Origin of the sequence: Variovorax sp. RKNM96 (assembly GCF_017161115.1) — a bacterium.
GTDB lineage: Bacteria > Pseudomonadota > Gammaproteobacteria > Burkholderiales > Burkholderiaceae_C > Variovorax.
Map to the genome: position 1 here is coordinate 4602660 of NZ_CP046508.1, position 14768 is coordinate 4617427.

The 14768-nt window shown below is 66.6% G+C and carries 16 protein-coding genes, 1 tRNA gene and 2 pseudogenes; 4 read left to right on the plus strand and 15 right to left on the minus strand.

Annotated features, from left to right (window positions below):
* The first annotated feature begins 127 nt into the window (after positions 1 to 127).
* Both GNX71_RS21255 and GNX71_RS21260 read left to right on the plus strand, forming a co-directional pair.
* The gene (locus tag GNX71_RS21255; protein WP_206174228.1) at positions 128 to 631 is read left to right on the plus strand and encodes an ornithine carbamoyltransferase; all 504 of its coding nucleotides are present in this window, start codon (positions 128 to 130) and stop codon (positions 629 to 631) included.
* 152 nt (positions 632 to 783) lie between these two features.
* The gene (locus GNX71_RS21260; RefSeq protein WP_206174230.1) at positions 784 to 1437 is read left to right on the plus strand and encodes a BON domain-containing protein; all 654 of its coding nucleotides are present in this window, start codon (positions 784 to 786) and stop codon (positions 1435 to 1437) included.
* 84 nt (positions 1438 to 1521) lie between these two features.
* Here GNX71_RS21260 and GNX71_RS21265 read toward each other — a convergent pair whose 3' ends face one another.
* Positions 1522 to 2346, minus strand: coding sequence for a universal stress protein (locus tag GNX71_RS21265; protein WP_206174232.1), 825 nt, complete (start codon positions 2344 to 2346; stop codon positions 1522 to 1524).
* A 292-nt stretch (positions 2347 to 2638) separates the two neighbouring features.
* Here GNX71_RS21265 and GNX71_RS21270 point away from each other — a divergent pair, with 292 nt between their 5' ends.
* Complete coding sequence (locus tag GNX71_RS21270; protein WP_206174234.1) at positions 2639 to 2986, plus strand: hypothetical protein; 348 nt, start codon at positions 2639 to 2641, stop codon at positions 2984 to 2986.
* Here the strand turns inward: GNX71_RS21270 and GNX71_RS21275 are convergent.
* The 11 genes and pseudogenes from GNX71_RS21275 to GNX71_RS21325 all read right to left on the minus strand — a co-directional run bounded on the left by GNX71_RS21275 (position 2955) and on the right by GNX71_RS21325 (position 12778).
* Entirely contained in the window at positions 2955 to 3671 is a 717-nt protein-coding gene (locus tag GNX71_RS21275; RefSeq protein WP_206174236.1) for a sulfite exporter TauE/SafE family protein, read from the minus strand. The two genes, GNX71_RS21270 and GNX71_RS21275, sit on opposite strands and share 32 nt — an antisense overlap.
* 2 nt (positions 3672 to 3673) lie before the next feature.
* The gene (gene hemN / locus GNX71_RS21280; protein WP_206174237.1) at positions 3674 to 5086 is read right to left on the minus strand and encodes an oxygen-independent coproporphyrinogen III oxidase; all 1413 of its coding nucleotides are present in this window, start codon (positions 5084 to 5086) and stop codon (positions 3674 to 3676) included.
* On the minus strand, positions 5083 to 5349 hold the full coding sequence (locus tag GNX71_RS21285; RefSeq protein WP_206174239.1) for a hypothetical protein: 267 nt from the start codon (positions 5347 to 5349) through the stop codon (positions 5083 to 5085). The genes hemN and GNX71_RS21285 overlap by 4 nt, the downstream gene beginning before the upstream one ends.
* Positions 5346 to 5633, minus strand: coding sequence for a FixH family protein (locus GNX71_RS21290; protein ID WP_206174240.1), 288 nt, complete (start codon positions 5631 to 5633; stop codon positions 5346 to 5348). Before GNX71_RS21290 ends, GNX71_RS21285 begins: the two co-directional genes overlap by 4 nt.
* A 9-nt stretch (positions 5634 to 5642) precedes the next feature.
* On the minus strand, positions 5643 to 7061 hold the full coding sequence (ccoG, locus tag GNX71_RS21295; protein ID WP_206174242.1) for a cytochrome c oxidase accessory protein CcoG: 1419 nt from the start codon (positions 7059 to 7061) through the stop codon (positions 5643 to 5645).
* Between the two features lie 12 nt (positions 7062 to 7073).
* Positions 7074 to 7994: a cytochrome-c oxidase, cbb3-type subunit III gene (gene ccoP / locus GNX71_RS21300; protein WP_206174244.1), complete on the minus strand. Its 921-nt coding sequence runs from the start codon at positions 7992 to 7994 to the stop codon at positions 7074 to 7076.
* Between the two features lie 13 nt (positions 7995 to 8007).
* The gene (locus GNX71_RS21305; protein WP_206174246.1) at positions 8008 to 8148 is read right to left on the minus strand and encodes a CcoQ/FixQ family Cbb3-type cytochrome c oxidase assembly chaperone; all 141 of its coding nucleotides are present in this window, start codon (positions 8146 to 8148) and stop codon (positions 8008 to 8010) included.
* Positions 8149 to 8161: 13 nt separating this feature from the next.
* Positions 8162 to 8791: a cytochrome-c oxidase, cbb3-type subunit II gene (ccoO, locus tag GNX71_RS21310; RefSeq protein ID WP_206174248.1), complete on the minus strand. Its 630-nt coding sequence runs from the start codon at positions 8789 to 8791 to the stop codon at positions 8162 to 8164.
* 9 nt (positions 8792 to 8800) lie between these two features.
* The gene (gene ccoN / locus GNX71_RS21315) at positions 8801 to 10240 is read right to left on the minus strand and encodes a cytochrome-c oxidase, cbb3-type subunit I (RefSeq protein WP_206174250.1); all 1440 of its coding nucleotides are present in this window, start codon (positions 10238 to 10240) and stop codon (positions 8801 to 8803) included.
* A 65-nt stretch (positions 10241 to 10305) separates the two neighbouring features.
* Positions 10306 to 10443, minus strand: a complete 138-nt coding sequence (gene ccoS / locus GNX71_RS21320; RefSeq protein WP_206174252.1) for a cbb3-type cytochrome oxidase assembly protein CcoS — start codon at positions 10441 to 10443, stop codon at positions 10306 to 10308.
* Positions 10443 to 12778: pseudogene (locus GNX71_RS21325) on the minus strand (cation-translocating P-type ATPase). Before GNX71_RS21325 ends, ccoS begins: the two are co-directional and overlap by 1 nt.
* 103 nt (positions 12779 to 12881) lie before the next feature.
* Here GNX71_RS21325 and GNX71_RS21330 point away from each other — a divergent pair.
* Positions 12882 to 13324: pseudogene (locus tag GNX71_RS21330) on the plus strand (universal stress protein).
* A 435-nt stretch (positions 13325 to 13759) separates the two neighbouring features.
* Here GNX71_RS21330 and GNX71_RS21335 read toward each other — a convergent pair.
* The 3 genes from GNX71_RS21335 to GNX71_RS21345 form a co-directional block, all read right to left on the minus strand.
* A tRNA-Pro gene (locus GNX71_RS21335) sits at positions 13760 to 13836 on the minus strand.
* A 26-nt stretch (positions 13837 to 13862) separates the two neighbouring features.
* Positions 13863 to 14321, minus strand: a complete 459-nt coding sequence (locus GNX71_RS21340) for a MerR family transcriptional regulator (RefSeq protein WP_206179605.1) — start codon at positions 14319 to 14321, stop codon at positions 13863 to 13865.
* 73 nt (positions 14322 to 14394) lie between these two features.
* Positions 14395 to 14766 carry an integration host factor subunit alpha gene (locus tag GNX71_RS21345; protein ID WP_198784729.1) on the minus strand — a complete coding sequence of 124 codons (372 nt, stop codon included), beginning with the start codon at positions 14764 to 14766 and terminating at the stop codon, positions 14395 to 14397.
* Positions 14767 to 14768: the final 2 nt, after the last annotated feature.

Below are 14768 nucleotides of genomic sequence, written 5' to 3' on the forward strand. Positions count from 1 at the left end.
GTCCGGCGTGTATCAAGGGACTGCGGCGTGCGGCAAGTCAGAAGGGAACGGGCCTGCGCCTTGACCTGTATCAAATACGGGGCCGCCGTCGTCCCTAACCTTGGCAGGTCACACATTGACCATTGCCATGCCTCTTTCCCCAAAGACCCGTGCTCCCGATGCCGCAGCGCAGCTCTCGCCGCTGAAGGTGGCGAGCCTGCTGTGCCACGCGCGGCTGCTCCAGCGCGCCGCACTGGCAGGGAACACGCCCAGGCTGCTGAGCGGCAAGAACCTGGGGCTGCTGTGCCAAACACAGCCCGACGAGGCGCAGGCGCTGTTCCGCAGTGCCGCCGAGGAACTGGGCGCGCGCGTGGCCGTCATGCGCTCGGACCTGTCGCTTGCCAGCGAGGCGCAGGAAGTGCAGAACACCGCACGCATGCTCGGCCGTCTCTACGAGGCCGTGGAATGCCAAGGCATGCCCCGCGAGCTCGTGGAGCGGATTGGCCAGCACGCCGGAATCCCGGTGTTCGACGGCGCCGCCATGAAAGACCATCCGGCCGATCGGCTTGCCGAACTGCTCGGCGACAGGACCCCGCTGGCCGACAACCGGCGCTTCGTGCTCCAGGCCCTGCTGCTGGAAGCCATCGGCTGAACCACGGACGCGTGCCCTGCGCATCCTTGATCCAGCGCAACACGCCCGGGTCTTGCTGTTTCTACAGTGAACACCACGGTCACCGCCGGTTTTCAGGCGACAGCCGCCCTCCTCCGTTCATTCATTCATTCATTCACTGCAAGGAATCTCCCATGAAGACCGATACCCAACTGCGCAACGATGTCCAGGCCGAACTCAACTGGGCGCCCGAGGTCAAGGCCTCCGAGGTGGGCGTGATCGCCAAGGACGGTGTGGTGACCCTCACCGGCCATCTCGCCAGCCACGCGGAGAAGTACGCCGTCGAGCGCGCCGCACAGCGCGTGCACGGCGTCAAGGCACTGGCCGTGGAGCTGACCGTCAAGCTGCCTTTCGACAACCAGCGCACCGATGCCGACATCGGGCTGGCGGCCGAGCGCGCCCTCGCGTGGAACGTGCTCGTGCCCGACGACAAGGTCCGCCCCATGATCGAAAAGGGCTGGCTCACGCTCGACGGCGAAGTCGAGTGGGAGTACCAGCGCAGCGCCGCCGAGAACGCCGTGCGCGACCTGATGGGCGTGACCGGCGTGTCGAACCTGGTGAAGGTCAAGCCGAAGGTGAGCCCCGCCGACGTCGAGAAGAAGATCCACGAAGCGCTTTCGCGCCAGGCCGAACGCGAAGCCAACCGCCTCGCCATCACGGTCGACGGCTCCCAGGTCACGCTGCGCGGCACGGTCCACTCCTGGACCGATCGCGATGCGGTGCAAGGCGCCGCATGGGCCACGCCGGGCGTCTCGGTAGTGGTGAACGACCTGCTCGTGGACGCCTGAGCAAGCGCGTCGCGCTCGCCACGGGCGGCAGCAGGTACTAGCCGGTGCCTGTGCCGCCAGGGAAATCGATGCGCACGGCGTGCCTCAGTGCGACATCAACACCGGCAGTGTCATCCACTGCAGGATCGACAGCGTGGCCCCACCCATCACCCATTCGCGTGCCCGGCTGTGGCCATAGCAGCCCATCACCAGCAGGTCCGAACCGAGGTCCGAGGCGAAGGACAGCAGCTTGTTGCCGATGTCGTCTTCCTTGCTCCCACCGGAATGCAGCGTGATGTTCTGGACGCCTTGCATCCGCAGGAAGTCCTGCAGGCGCTGCAGCGATGCCTCCGCGTCCTCGCCGTAGGCCACGACGTGCACCCGGGCCGCCTTGCACAGCCATGGCAGCGCGGCGGTCACGGCACGCGCGGACTCGCGCGTTTCCTTCCACGCCACCAGCACGTTGCGGCCGATGGGGCCGACCGGCCCCGCATAGGGCAGCACCAGCGCTGGCCGGCCACTCTCCATCAGCACGCTCGGCAGGAAGTCGCCGGGCAGCTCGCCGTCCATCGGATCGTTCCGGTCGCGCTGGCCGAGGACCATCAGGTCGGCGTAGAGCGCGCGCCGCGCGAATCCCCATGGGCCATCGCTCTCCGGTTCCGCCCAGTGCAGGCGCTGCGAGTTCGCGCTTTGTGCCGCGAAGACCTCGTGCATCCTGTCCCTCGCGTCCTTGTCGATCTCCTGCATGATCGCGACCGCCTCGGCCGCGGCCTCGATGGCGAATGGATAACGCATGAGCGCGGACAGGGTGCACGGCAGGCCCGTCACCTCGGCGTCGAAGGTCTCGGCGAGCTGGCGGGCCAGCTTGATGCGCTCCACGGTACGGGCCGAACCGTCGAGATGAAGCAGGATGGATTTGGGGGTCTGCATGAGGGCTCCTTGGACTGGCGGAATGAGATGCGCCGACCTTAGGCCCGCGCATTTCGCGTGGGCTTGCGCTGCGTCAACCGCTCGCGATCTCGGACTCGACCGCGTCAAAGCTTGATCGGGCGCAAGGCCCGACGGCTTGCACATGCCTAGCCTTGGGCTTCATACAACGCACCACTTCCATGCTCCACCACACCCTTGCGATACCGAGACTCGCCGCCGCCCTGCTCACGCTCGTCCTCGCGGGCTGCGCCGCGCAAGTCGACGCTGCGCCTGGGAGGGCTGCCCGATGTGCATGAACCAGCTCAGGAAACTCGCCGCGTCGAAGCTGCCCGGCACCGAAGCCGATCCGACGGTCATCGACAGGCTGCGCGTGCTCGAAGCTGCGGGTCACATCAGGGTGCTGATTCCTCCTGCCCGCGTGGACTGCGACGACCGCATGCGCCAAGGCGCTGCGATCGTCTTCGAGATCATGCCCAGAGGATGGAAGGCCTTGCGTGCGGGCGCGCCTCAGGAAGAAGCGCCCCTGCTTTTCCTGCAGCGCGCCGCGCCGGCCGCCCGACCGAAAGCTGCGAGCGTGGCGCAGGAACTCGCACAGATCGACGCCTGGCTCAGCGGCACCAGGCGTCGATCTGGCGGATGAGGTCCGCCCACACCGCGTGCGCCGCAACGCCCGCCAGCAGCACGCCGGCCAGCCGCGCTCCCCATGCCTGGCGCGCACCGCCGGCCCAGCGAAACCGCTGCCAGAGCCAGGGGCCGAGCAGCAGCGAGGCGCCGCTGCCGAGCGCGAACAGCGTCATCAACCCCGCGCCTTGCAGCGGCCCATTGCCCAGGCTGGCCATCATCAGCGCTGAGTAGAGCAGCCCGCAGGGCAGCGCCACCCACAGCATGCCGGTGGCCAGCACGCCCAGCCATGTGCGTCCTGCGAGCGGGTGAAGTCGGGATTCGAGGCCGCGGCCGATGCGCTGGGCCCACAGCGGCTGCCGCCCCGTGACGGCGAGCATCGCACCCCAGGCGAACACGAAGACGTGCATCAGGACCCACAGCGGGCGCAGCGCGGCAACATGGGCGCTGGCTTCGGCCAGGCTGTCGACGCTTGCCGCAGCGATGGCACCTGCCACCGCATAGCTCGCGATGCGGCCGAGATGGAAAGCGGCCGGCGCGGTGAGCGCCTGCATGGCGCCCGACCCCGCCGGCAGGGTCGACATGGCCGGCATGCGCGGCACGATCCGGATCACCGCCGCCGATGCCGCGCCGCACATCGCCACGCAATGCGGCCCACCCGCAAGGCCCATCAGGAGCGCGGCGCCGGCGAGCGCGAGCTGCATGGTCAGACCACCCGCGAAAAGCGCGCGCGGTTCGCGCGGCAGTACCGGTCGAAGATCATCGCGACGGCGCGCACCAGGAACCACCCTCGCTCGGTGACCACGAGGTCGTGGTCGCTCAACCGCACGAGGCCTTGGACCACCTGCGGCCCGAGCGCGGCGAACTCGGTCGCGAAGTAGCGGCGGAAATCGACCGCGTAGGCCTCCCCCACGGCGTTGAAGTCGACGCGACCGCGGCACATGAGCGCCATGATCACCGCGCGCCGCAGCAGGTCGTCGCGAGAGAGCGCCAGGCCGCGCACCACGGGCAGGTGCCCCTGGTCGAGCAGGTCGTAGTAGTCGTCCAGCGTCTTGGCGTTCTGGCTGTAGGTGGCGCCCACGCGGCCGATGCCCGAGACGCCCAGCGCAACAAGATCGCCCTCGGGCCGCACGCCATAGCCCTGGAAGTCGCGATGCAGCCGCCCTTCTTTCTTCGCGATCGCGAGGGGGTCACCCGGCAACGCGAAATGGTCCATGCCGATGTAGACATAGCCCGCCTCGGTGAGCTGCGCGATGGCGGCGGCGAGCATGCGCACGCGGGTGGCTGCATCCGGCAACTCATCGGCTGCGATGCGCCGCTGCGGCTTGAAGCGCTCGGGCATGTGCGCGTAGGCATACAGCGCGATGCGGTCGGGTCGCAGATCCCGCAACTGCGCGAGCGTGCGCTCGAAGGAGGCATCGTTCTGCCGCGGCAGGCCGTAGATGAGGTCCACGTTGATCGACTCGAAGCCGAGCGCGCGGGCCGCGTCCATGAGCGCGAAGACCTGCGACGCGGGCTGGATGCGGTGCACCGCCTGCTGCACCTCGGGGTCGAAGTCCTGCACGCCGAAGCTCAGGCGGTTGAAGCCCAGCGCGGCCAGGTTGGCCAGGCGCTGCGCATCGACCGTGCGCGGATCGACCTCGATGGAGCGCTCGCCACCGGGCACGAACGCGAACGAGCGGTGCAGCAACGCCATGAGTTCGCCCAGCTCCGCGTCGTCCAGGAACGTGGGAGAACCGCCGCCCAGGTGCAGTTGCGCGACGGTGGCGCTGCGCCCCAGTTGCGCGACCTGGAGTTCCACCTCGCGTGCGAGGTAGGCCAGGTACTGCCGGCCGCGCTCGCGGTGGCGCGTGACGATCTTGTTGCACGCGCAGTAGTAGCAAAGCGACTCGCAGAACGGAATGTGCACATAGAGCGACAGCGGCGGTGCCCCGGCACCCGCCTCGCGCCGGCCGCTCAGCGCCCGCGCGTACTCGTCGGCACCAAAGGCCTCGATGAAGCGGTCGGCGGTGGGGTAGGAGGTGTAGCGCGGGCCGGGAACGTCGAACTCGCGCAGCAGTTCGAGAGGCAATACGGCCTGCCCCGAGGCAGGTGCAGGAGCGAAAGCGGGATAGTTCATGGCGAGGGTGTTCGCAGGGACACGTCACGGGATTCGACCTCGGGCCGCGTGGTCAGCAGCACCGTGCAGGCACTCGAGGCCGCGGCCATCAGCCAGAAGACGAAGAAGGCTGTCGTGTAGGCGCCCTGGCGCGACAGGTGCAGCGCATCGGCGCCGCAGTACACGCTGACCGGATCGACCAGCGCGAACACCAGCATCTCCATGGCGCAAGCCACCAGGAAAGACGGCCACAGCACGCTGACGATCTGGCGCAGCCCGGTCACGGCACAGCCTTTGGGGCGGGCAGCGGCACGTCGTCGGTGGGGGTGGCCGCATGGTTGCGGCCGGTCAGCGCGGGCAAGAGCTTCCTGGCGGCCAAGGTCTTGTTGATCTCGACGCCTTCGCGGTAGTAGTCCTCGGACACCAGTGCATCCGGGCTGCGCCAGGCCAGCCAGAAGGTCACGAAGCTCGCAACCACCACCACGGCGGGCCCGCCGATCACCATCCAGAGCAGCGGATGGCGCCACCAGGCATCCAGCGGCTTTTCGTTCGTCGTTGCAGCATTCATCTCGATCTTTCAGCGCGGCACCAGGAAGGCCGCTTTTTCAGACACCTGCGCGTCGCCGCCCTCTTCGCGAATGGCGAAATGCACCGTGTGCGAGCCGGCCGGCACGGCGCCGTAGGGCACCTGCAAGCGCACCGCGACCCAGCGCGACTGGGCCGCATCCACCGCCACGGACTCGTCCGGCGAAACACTCAGGCCGTCGAGCCCTTCGGCGGTGATGCGGTAGCGCTGCGGCCGCTCGGTGGCATTCATGATCTGGAGGCGGTAGACGTTTTCCAGCCGCCCACCCTCGGCGATGCGGGCCAGCGAGGCGCGGTCGCGCACCACATCGACCTTGAATGGCGTGCGAACGACCAGGCTCGTCAGCAGCCCCGTCACCAGCAGCGCGAGCACGGCGGTGTAGACCAGCACGCGCGGCCGCAGCACGCGGTGCAGCAACTGGCGGCGCGACCAGCCGGCCTCCATGCCGTTCTGCGTGTCGTAGCGGATCAGCCCCGGCGGGTAGGCCATCTTCTGCATCACGGTGTCGCAGGCATCCACGCACAGGCCGCAGCCGATGCATTCGTATTGCAGGCCCTGGCGGATGTCGATGCCGGTCGGGCACACCTGCACGCACAGGCCGCAATCGATGCAGTCGCCCAACGCGAGCGTACGCGGATCGGGTCCCTTGCGGCGCGGCGCGCGTGGCTCGCCGCGCTGCGGGTCGTAGGTGACGATGAGCGTGTCGCGGTCGAACATGGCGCTCTGGAAACGCGCATAGGGGCACATGTACTTGCAGACCTGCTCGCGCATGAAGCCGGCATTGCCGTAGGTGGCAAAGCCGTAGAAGAACACCCAGAAGACTTCCCACGAACCCATCTGCGTCTGCAGGAAGGCCATGCCCAGCTCGCGCACGGGCGTGAAGTAGCCCACGAAGGTGAAGCCGGTCCACATCGCGATGCCGATCCACACCAGGTGCTTGAACCACTTCTTCACCAGCTTCTCGAGCGACATCGGCTCGGCGTCCAGGCGCATCCGCGCGGTGCGGTTGCCCTCGATCCGGTGCTCGACCCACATGAAGATCTCGGTGTAGACGGTCTGCGGGCAGGCGTAGCCGCACCAAAGGCGTCCGGCCACCGCGGTGAAGAGAAAGAGCGCCAGCGCGCTGACCACCAGCAGGCCCGAGAGGTAGATCAGGTCCTGCGGGTACAGCACCAGGCCGAAGATGTAGAAGCGGCGCGCGGCCAGGTCGAACAGCACCATCTGCCGGCCGCCCCACTCCACCCACGGCAGCCCGTAGAAAACGAGCTGGGTGAGAAAGACCATGGCCCAGCGCCAACGCGCGAACATGCCGCGCACCGTGCGGGGGTAGATCTTCTTCGTGGTCTCGTAGAGGCCGACCTCCTCGCTGCCGGAATTGGCTATGGCTATGGGAATGATCTTCCGGGTCATGGCATCGCGCCGTCAGGGCATGGCCGGGGCCGTGCTGCTGTTGGAGAAACCCCAGACGTACGACGCGAGCATCCGGATCTGCGCTTCGGTCAGGCGGCCTTCCTGCGCAGGCATCTCGTTGTGCTTGCCCCCGTTGATCATCTGGATGATCGCGGCCTCGCCGTAGCCGTGGAGCCAGACCTTGTCGTTGAGGGCGGGTGCGCCGATGGCCTGGTTGCCCACGCCGCCGATGCCATGGCAGGCCGCGCACACCGTGAACCTGGACTTGCCGAGTCCGGCGCGAACCGAATCGCTCGGCTCGCCCGACAGGCTCAGCACATAGTTGGCGAGGTTCTTCACGTCGTTCGGCGTGCCGACCGCCGCTGCCATGGGCGGCATCACGCCGACGCGCCCCTTGGTGATGGTCTCGACGATCTTCTCGGGCGTGCCGCCGTGCAGCCAGTCCTTGTCGGTGAGGTCCGGAAAGCCCTTGCTGCCGCGCGCATCGGAACCGTGGCACTGGGAGCAGTTGTTCATGAAAAGCCGCTCGCCGATCGCCTTGGCCTGGGGGTCTCTTGCGATCTCCTCGACAGGCATGGCGGCGTACTTCGCATAGACGGGCGCGAGTTTCTCGGTGGCCTTGGCGACATCGGCTTCGTACTCGCCCTTCGAACTCCAGTCGGACTGTCCCTTGAAACTGCCCAGGCCGGGGAACACGACCAGGTAGCCCAGCCCGAAGACGATGGTCAGCACGAAGAGCCCAACCCACCACATCGGCAGCGGGTTGTTGGCCTCGCGCAGGTCTTCGTCCCAGACGTGGCCCGTGGTGTTGTCCGTGTCCGATGCCACGCGCTTGCGCGCCGTGAGCCAGAGCAGCAGCGCGCAGGCCAGGATGCTCGCCAGCGAAAGGATCGCGACGTAGTTCGACCAGAAATGGTGGATGAAATCGCTCATCGTGGTTCTCCCATCAGTCCTGTTCGAACGGCAGGCGGGCCGCTTCCTGGAAAGCTTCCGCGTTGCGGCGCGACCAGGCCCAGACGACGATGCCGATGAAGACGACGAAGCAGGCGACGGTGGCCGCGACGCGCAAGGTGGTGATGTCGATCATTTCCTTGTCCTCCCTACTTGAGCGCCAGGCCCAGCGATTGCAGGTAGGCCACGGTGGCCTCCATCTCGGTCTTGCCCGTGACCTCTTCGGTGGCCTTGTCGATCTCCGCGTCGGTGTAGGGCACGCCGACACGGCGCAGCGCGCGCATGTGGGTTGGCAAGGCTTCGGCGTCGACCAGCGTCTTCTCCAGCCACGAATAGGCCGGCATGTTCGATTCGGGCACGAGGTCGCGCGGATTGTTCAGGTGGATGCGATGCCACTCGTCGCTGTACTTGCCGCCCACGCGATGCAGGTCGGGGCCGGTGCGCTTGCTGCCCCACTGGAACGGGTGGTCGTAGACGAACTCGCCGGCCACCGAGTAGTGGCCGTAGCGCAGCGTCTCGGAGCGGAAGGGCCGGATCATCTGCGAGTGGCAGTTGTAGCAACCCTCGCGCAGATAGACGTCGCGGCCGGCCAGTTGCAGCGGCGTGAGCGGCTTGACGCCCGTCACTGCCTCGGTAGTCGATTTCTGGAAGAAGAGCGGAACGATCTCCACGAGGCCGCCGATGGCCACCACGAAGAGGATCAGCAAGATCATCAGGAGGTTGTTGGTCTCGATCTTCTCGTGGCTGAAACCGCCGGACTTGTTCGGGTTCGGGTTCATCGTGTGTCCTCAGGCGGGGTTCATGGCGGGGGTCGGGATCGCGGCGCGCACGGACTGGCCGGAGATCGCCGTCATCCAGACGTTCCAGGCCATCACCAGCATTCCCGAGAGGTAGAGCACCCCGCCGATCAGGCGCACCACGTAGAACGGGAAGGTGGCCTTCACGCTCTCCACGAAGGTGTAGGTGAGCGTGCCGTCGGGGTTGATCGCACGCCACATCAGGCCCTGCATCACGCCGGCGATCCACATCGCGGCGATGTAGAACACGATGCCGATGGTGGCCATCCAGAAGTGCGCCTCGATGGCCTTCACGCTGTACATCTCGGTTCGGCCGTACATGCGCGGAATCAGGTAGTACAGCGACCCCATGGTGATGAAGCCGACCCAGCCGAGCGCGCCGGAGTGCACGTGCCCGATGGTCCAGTCGGTGTAATGGCTCAGGGCGTTGACGGTCTTGATGGACATCATCGGCCCCTCGAAGGTCGACATGCCGTAGAACGACAGCGCCACGATCAGGAAGCGCAGGATCGGGTCGGTGCGCAGCTTGTGCCAGGCGCCCGAAAGCGTCATGACGCCATTGATCATTCCGCCCCAGCTGGGCGCCAGCAGGATCAGCGAAAACACCATGCCCAGCGACTGCGTCCAGTCCGGCAGCGCCGTGTAGTGCAGGTGGTGCGGGCCCGCCCACATGTAGGTGAAGATCAGCGCCCAGAAGTGGACGATGGACAACCGGTACGAGTACACCGGACGGCCGGCCTGCTTGGGGATGTAGTAGTACATCATTCCCAGGAAGCCCGCGGTGAGGAAGAAGCCCACGGCGTTATGGCCGTACCACCACTGCACCATCGCGTCCTGCACGCCGGCGTAGGCCGAGTAGCTCTTCATCCAGCCCGCGGGAACCTCGGCGCTGTTGACGATGTGCAGCAGGGCCACCGCGATGATGAAGGCGCCGAAGAACCAGTTCGCCACGTAGATGTGGCGCACCTTTCGCATGCCGATGGTGCCGAAGAACACGACGGCGTAGGACACCCAGACGACGGCGATCAGGATGTCGATGGGCCACTCGAGCTCGGCGTACTCCTTGCCGCTGGTGTAGCCCATCGGCAGGCTGATGGCAGCCGCCACGATCACGGCCTGCCAGCCCCAGAACACGAACGACGCAAGCTTGGGCGCGAACAGCGGCACCTGGCAGGTGCGCTGCACCACGTGAAAGCTCGTGGCCATCAGCGCGCAGCCGCCGAACGCGAAGATGACCGCGTTGGTGTGCAGCGGCCGAAGCCGCCCGTAGCTGAGCCATGGAATGCCGAGGTTGAGTTCGGGAAATGTCAGCTGCGAAGCGATGATCACCCCGACCAGCATGCCGACCACGCCCCAGACCACCGACATGAGCGCGAACTGCCGCACGACGGTGTCGTCGTATGCCGCGGCGGAAGGGTTCGGTTGTTGCATCGTCGTGCCCTTGAATGAGTTGAGGGCAGTGTCGATGTGGCCCTTTCCTCGGGGGTTGATGCAAATCAATCGCCGCGCAGGATGCGGTCGCCTTCGGTGTCGATGTCTTCGAACTGCCCGCGCTCGATGGCCCACCAGAGCCCGCCGAGGATGGCGAGGACGAGCATCACCGACAGCGGAATGAGCAGGAAGAGGATGTCCATCAGCGGCCTGCCTTGCTGCCGGCAACGGCAACGCCAAGCCGTGCCGCGTTCAGAACCACCACGAGCGAACTCGCCGCCATGCCCAGGCCGCGAGCCACGCCGGCAGCCAGCCTGCGACGGCGAGCGGCACGCACAGCGCGTTGTAGCCCGCCGCCCAGAAAAGGTTCTGCCGCACCACGCGCAAGGTTTTTCGGGCCTGCGCAATGGCCTCCGGAATGCTTGTGAGCCTGTCGCCCGGCACGACGAAATCGGCACGCGCACGCGACAGCGGAACGGAACGGCCGAAGGCGAACGAGGCGTTCGCGCGTGCCAACGACGGGCCGTCATTGAGCCCGTCGCCCACCATCGCGATCTGCCGGCCCTCGGCCTGCAGGCGCCAGAGCACGTCGAGCTTGTCTTCGGGCGTGCAGCCGCCCTCTGCGAAGTCGATGCCGGCGCGCGCGCCGATCTCCTTTGCGGCGCTGTCGCGGTCGCCCGAGAGCAGTCGCACCGTCAAACCCTGCGCACGCAATGCGGCCACTGCGGCGGCGGCGTCGGGGCGGAGTTCTTCGGCCAGCACGAAGCTGGCGATCCAGCCCTGGTCATCGGAAAGATGGACCTGTGCGGTGTCGACTTCCAGCGGCTTGACGTTGCAGAAGGCGGATGAGCCCAGCCGTGTGCGCCGACCTGTTCGAGCGTTCGCTCGCGGACGACGCATCAAACCTTCAAGCCCGAGGCCCGCCGCCTCGGTGGTCCGTTCCACGGTCCAGTCTGGCGGCGCGCGGAACTGCGCATGCCATGCATTCACAAGCGCCCGTGCCACAGGATGGATCGATTGCGCCGCGAGCGCCACGGCCATCTCGAGTGCGTCGCCGGGCCGCAAGCCCTGCCGGCAATAGACGCGCTCGAGGCGCGGAATGTCGCCGGTCAGCGTGCCGGTCTTGTCGAACACGACCGTATCGACCGATGCCAGCGCCTCCAGCGCCTGCAGGTTCGAGGTCAGCACACCGCCACGCGCCAGGGCGCCGGCACTCGCGAGCATCGCCGCCGGTGTCGCGAGCGAGAGCGCACAGGGACAGGTCACGATGAGCACCGCAACCGCCACCATCAGCGCCTTGCCCGGGTCCGCCTGCCACCAGAACATCGCCGCCAGCGCCGCCGATGCGAGCACCACGACGAGAAACGGCCGCGCCACACGGTCGGCCAGCAGCGCGAGGCGCGGCTTGCGCGAGGCAGCGCTCTCCATGAGCCGCACGATCTGCGCGAAGCGCGTGCCCTCGCCCATCGATTCGATCCGCACCTGCACCACCGCAGACAGGTTGTGGCTGCCGGCCAGCACGCGGCTGCCGCAGGGGCGCGGCACGGGTCGCGATTCGCCGGTCAGCAGGGCCTCGTCGGCACTGGTGTCGCCTTCGATCACCAGGCCGTCGGCCGGAAAGGCCTCGCCCGGGCGCACGAGCACCACCTCGCCCACGGCGAGCCGCCGCACGGTCACGCGGGTCCAGGTGCCGTCGGGTGAGAGGCGGTCGATGCTGTCGGGTAGCCGGTTCATCAGTGCCTCGAGGGCGCCCGCGGTGCGGTCGCGCAGGCGTGCCTCGAACCAGCGGCCGGTCAGCAGGAAGAAGACGAACATCGTCAGCGAGTCGAAATAGACCTCGTGCCCGAGCGGCCCGCTCGCGTCGAAGGTGGCAGCGCTGCTGACCGCGAAGGTCACAAGCACGCCGAAGGCGACCGGCAGGTCCATGCCGATGCGCCCCGCACGCAGGTCGCGCCAGGCGCTGCGAAAGAAGGGGCCGCAGGAGAACAGCACCACGGGCAGCGTGAGCACCCAGGAGGCCCAGCGCAGCAGCTGCGCGGCATCGGCCGTCATGTCGCCGGGCCTGGCGATGTAGGCCGGGTAGGCATACATCATTACTTGCATCATGCAGAAGCCCGAGACCAGCCAGCGCCACAGCGCCATGCGCAGCTCTCGCGAGCGCTGTGCAGTGGCGAACTGGCTGCCGGCGGGGAGCAGTGGATAGCCTGCGGCGGCGGAAGCTTCGAACCACTGGGAAGGCCGGGTGACCGCAGCCGACCACACCACGCGCGCCCGACGGCTCGCGGCGTTGACCTGCACCTCGACCACGCCGGGCACCTTGCGCAGCGCGGCTTCGACGGTGAAGGCGCAGGCGGCGCAATGCATGCCCTCCACCACGACCTGCGAGGTCCATGGTCCGGCGCTCGCATCGCCCTCGGCCGGCTGGCTGAATTCCGACCATTCGGCCGGATCGTCGAGCACCTGCCAGCGCTCGTCGGCGGCTGGCACGAACGAGCGTTGCGGAGAGACCGGGGAAAGCGGGGCGAGCGCAGCTTGCATCGAAGCGAGGCTAAGGGCCGCCCTCGCCCTTCTCTTTGATCTGCATCAACGCCCGGGGCCGGAGCCTGCCTAAGCTCGCGGCACACCTTCCAGGAGACCCTTCATGTTCAAACGCATCCTCGTTGCCACCGACGGTTCCACGCTCTCAAGAAAGCGGTCACGAGCGCGATCGCACTGGCCGCGCAGAACGACGCCGACCTGGTGGCGCTCAACGTGATCCCGCGCTATCCGCGGAGCTACTTCGAGGGGTCGATGACTTTTTCGGCGGAAGACATCGGCCGCGTCGAGAAGCAATGGGCAGAGAAGGCGCAGGCGATGCTCGACACCGTGAGTGCACGTGCCAAGGAGAGCGGTGTGCGGATCAAGACGGCGACGGCGAACTCGGACCTTGTGGCGGAATCGATCATCTCTGCAGCCAGGAAGCACAAGAGCGACCTGATCGTGATGGCCTCGCATGGCCGCAAGGGCATCAAGCGGCTGTTGCTGGGAAGCGAGACGCAGCATGTGCTCGCGCACTCGACGCTGCCGGTGTTGGTTCTTCGGTAGAAGTCATCAAGTGAGGGGGCGGATGAAATCTTGGACTACCTAGAGGTAGTTCATATATTCATACGAGCGCTCGATCAAGCTGATCGTCGGATTTACCGCGGGCGGAGAGGTGCGGACGGCGTGGCACGGGTTCTCGCCGACTCGATGGGAATGACGCTTGGCCAGGCGGTGATGTTCGAGAAAGAACATTCGTTAAAGCGTCTGCTTATAGGCCAGTACGGGGCAAACAAGGCCAATTTTCTTGAGTCATGGCTGCGCCACACTCACACGCCCTAGACCCGCTGGCAGCGCGCGCAAGCCGCCTCGATGCAGAACCAGCCAACCTGGCCACCCATACACATCATTGGACCCGCCCGGTTTAGGGCATCGGAAGGCACGGGCAGCAAAAATGACAAAGGGGTTAGCAACTACTACGTTGCTAACCCCCGTCAATACTGGTCGGTGTGAAAGGATTCGAACCTTCGACCCCTTGCACCCCATGCAAGTGCGCTACCAGGCTGCGCCACACACCGAAGCCCGCAATTATAGCCGGCGGAATTCAGCGTCCGACGGTCAGGAGCTCACGAATTTCAAAAAGCTCGCGGCGAAGGTGCAACAACTGCGACAGATCGACCGTGCGCGGCGCGGTCTGGTCGGGGCTGTCCTGCACCACGGCGGCGTCGAATTCTTCCTGGTCGATCTCGATTGCCTCCATGCCTTCAAGCGGCACCTCGCCGGCCTTGCGGCGATCGCGTTCGCCCTGCACGAGCTCTTGCAGCTTGTTGCGCGCGCCACTGATCGTGAAACCCTGGTCGTAGAGCAGGTCGCGGATGCGGCGGATCATGAGCACTTCGTGGTGCTGGTAGTAGCGACGATTGCCGCGGCGCTTCATGGGCCGCAACTGCGTGAACTCTTGTTCCCAGTAACGCAGCACGTGCGGCTTCACGCCGCAGAGTTCGCCGACTTCACCGATGGTGAAGTAGCGTTTGACAGGAATCGGCGGGAGCGCTTTCTCCATTATTTCCATTGAAATCAAGACGGTGCGCGGGAAACCTGAGAGATTACTCTACGCAACCGCCGAGCACCAAGCACTATTCGGTGCCCAGGCTCCACTCGACTTCGGATGAGCCGCTCTGCTCGATGCTTCCGTGAATCTGTTCCTTGAGCTTGGCGCTCGCATGGAACGTGGCAACGCGACGTTCGCCGATCGGAATGGCTTCGCCGGTGCGCGGATTGCGGCCGGGCCGCGGCGCCTTCACGCGAATCTGGAAGTTGCCGAAGCCCGAGATCTTCACATCCGTGCCTTCGATCAGGCTGTTGGCCACGAGCTCGAAGAACGCCTCGACCATGTCCTTGGACTCGCGCTTGTTGAGGCCGATCTGCTCGAACAGCAGGTCGGCCAGGTGCGCCTTGGTGAGCGCCGGCGTTTCGAGGGCCTCGAGCGTGAATTCGGCAGCGTTCATCT

Coding starts and splice junctions, on each gene's coding strand:
- GNX71_RS21255 (WP_206174228.1), top strand. CDS start 128: ATGCCTCTTTCCCCAAAGACCCGTGCTCCCGATGCCGCAGCGCAGCTC.
- GNX71_RS21260 (WP_206174230.1), top strand. CDS start 784: ATGAAGACCGATACCCAACTGCGCAACGATGTCCAGGCCGAACTCAAC.
- GNX71_RS21265 (WP_206174232.1), bottom strand. CDS start 2,346: ATGCAGACCCCCAAATCCATCCTGCTTCATCTCGACGGTTCGGCCCGT.
- GNX71_RS21270 (WP_206174234.1), top strand. CDS start 2,639: ATGAACCAGCTCAGGAAACTCGCCGCGTCGAAGCTGCCCGGCACCGAA.
- GNX71_RS21275 (WP_206174236.1), bottom strand. CDS start 3,671: ATGCAGCTCGCGCTCGCCGGCGCCGCGCTCCTGATGGGCCTTGCGGGT.
- hemN (WP_206174237.1), bottom strand. CDS start 5,086: ATGAACTATCCCGCTTTCGCTCCTGCACCTGCCTCGGGGCAGGCCGTA.
- GNX71_RS21290 (WP_206174240.1), bottom strand. CDS start 5,633: ATGAATGCTGCAACGACGAACGAAAAGCCGCTGGATGCCTGGTGGCGC.
- ccoG (WP_206174242.1), bottom strand. CDS start 7,061: ATGACCCGGAAGATCATTCCCATAGCCATAGCCAATTCCGGCAGCGAG.
- ccoP (WP_206174244.1), bottom strand. CDS start 7,994: ATGAGCGATTTCATCCACCATTTCTGGTCGAACTACGTCGCGATCCTT.
- GNX71_RS21305 (WP_206174246.1), bottom strand. CDS start 8,148: ATGATCGACATCACCACCTTGCGCGTCGCGGCCACCGTCGCCTGCTTC.
- ccoO (WP_206174248.1), bottom strand. CDS start 8,791: ATGAACCCGAACCCGAACAAGTCCGGCGGTTTCAGCCACGAGAAGATC.
- ccoN (WP_206174250.1), bottom strand. CDS start 10,240: ATGCAACAACCGAACCCTTCCGCCGCGGCATACGACGACACCGTCGTG.
- ccoS (WP_206174252.1), bottom strand. CDS start 10,443: ATGGACATCCTCTTCCTGCTCATTCCGCTGTCGGTGATGCTCGTCCTC.
- GNX71_RS21340 (WP_206179605.1), bottom strand. CDS start 14,321: ATGGAGAAAGCGCTCCCGCCGATTCCTGTCAAACGCTACTTCACCATC.
- GNX71_RS21345 (WP_198784729.1), bottom strand. CDS start 14,766: ATGAACGCTGCCGAATTCACGCTCGAGGCCCTCGAAACGCCGGCGCTC.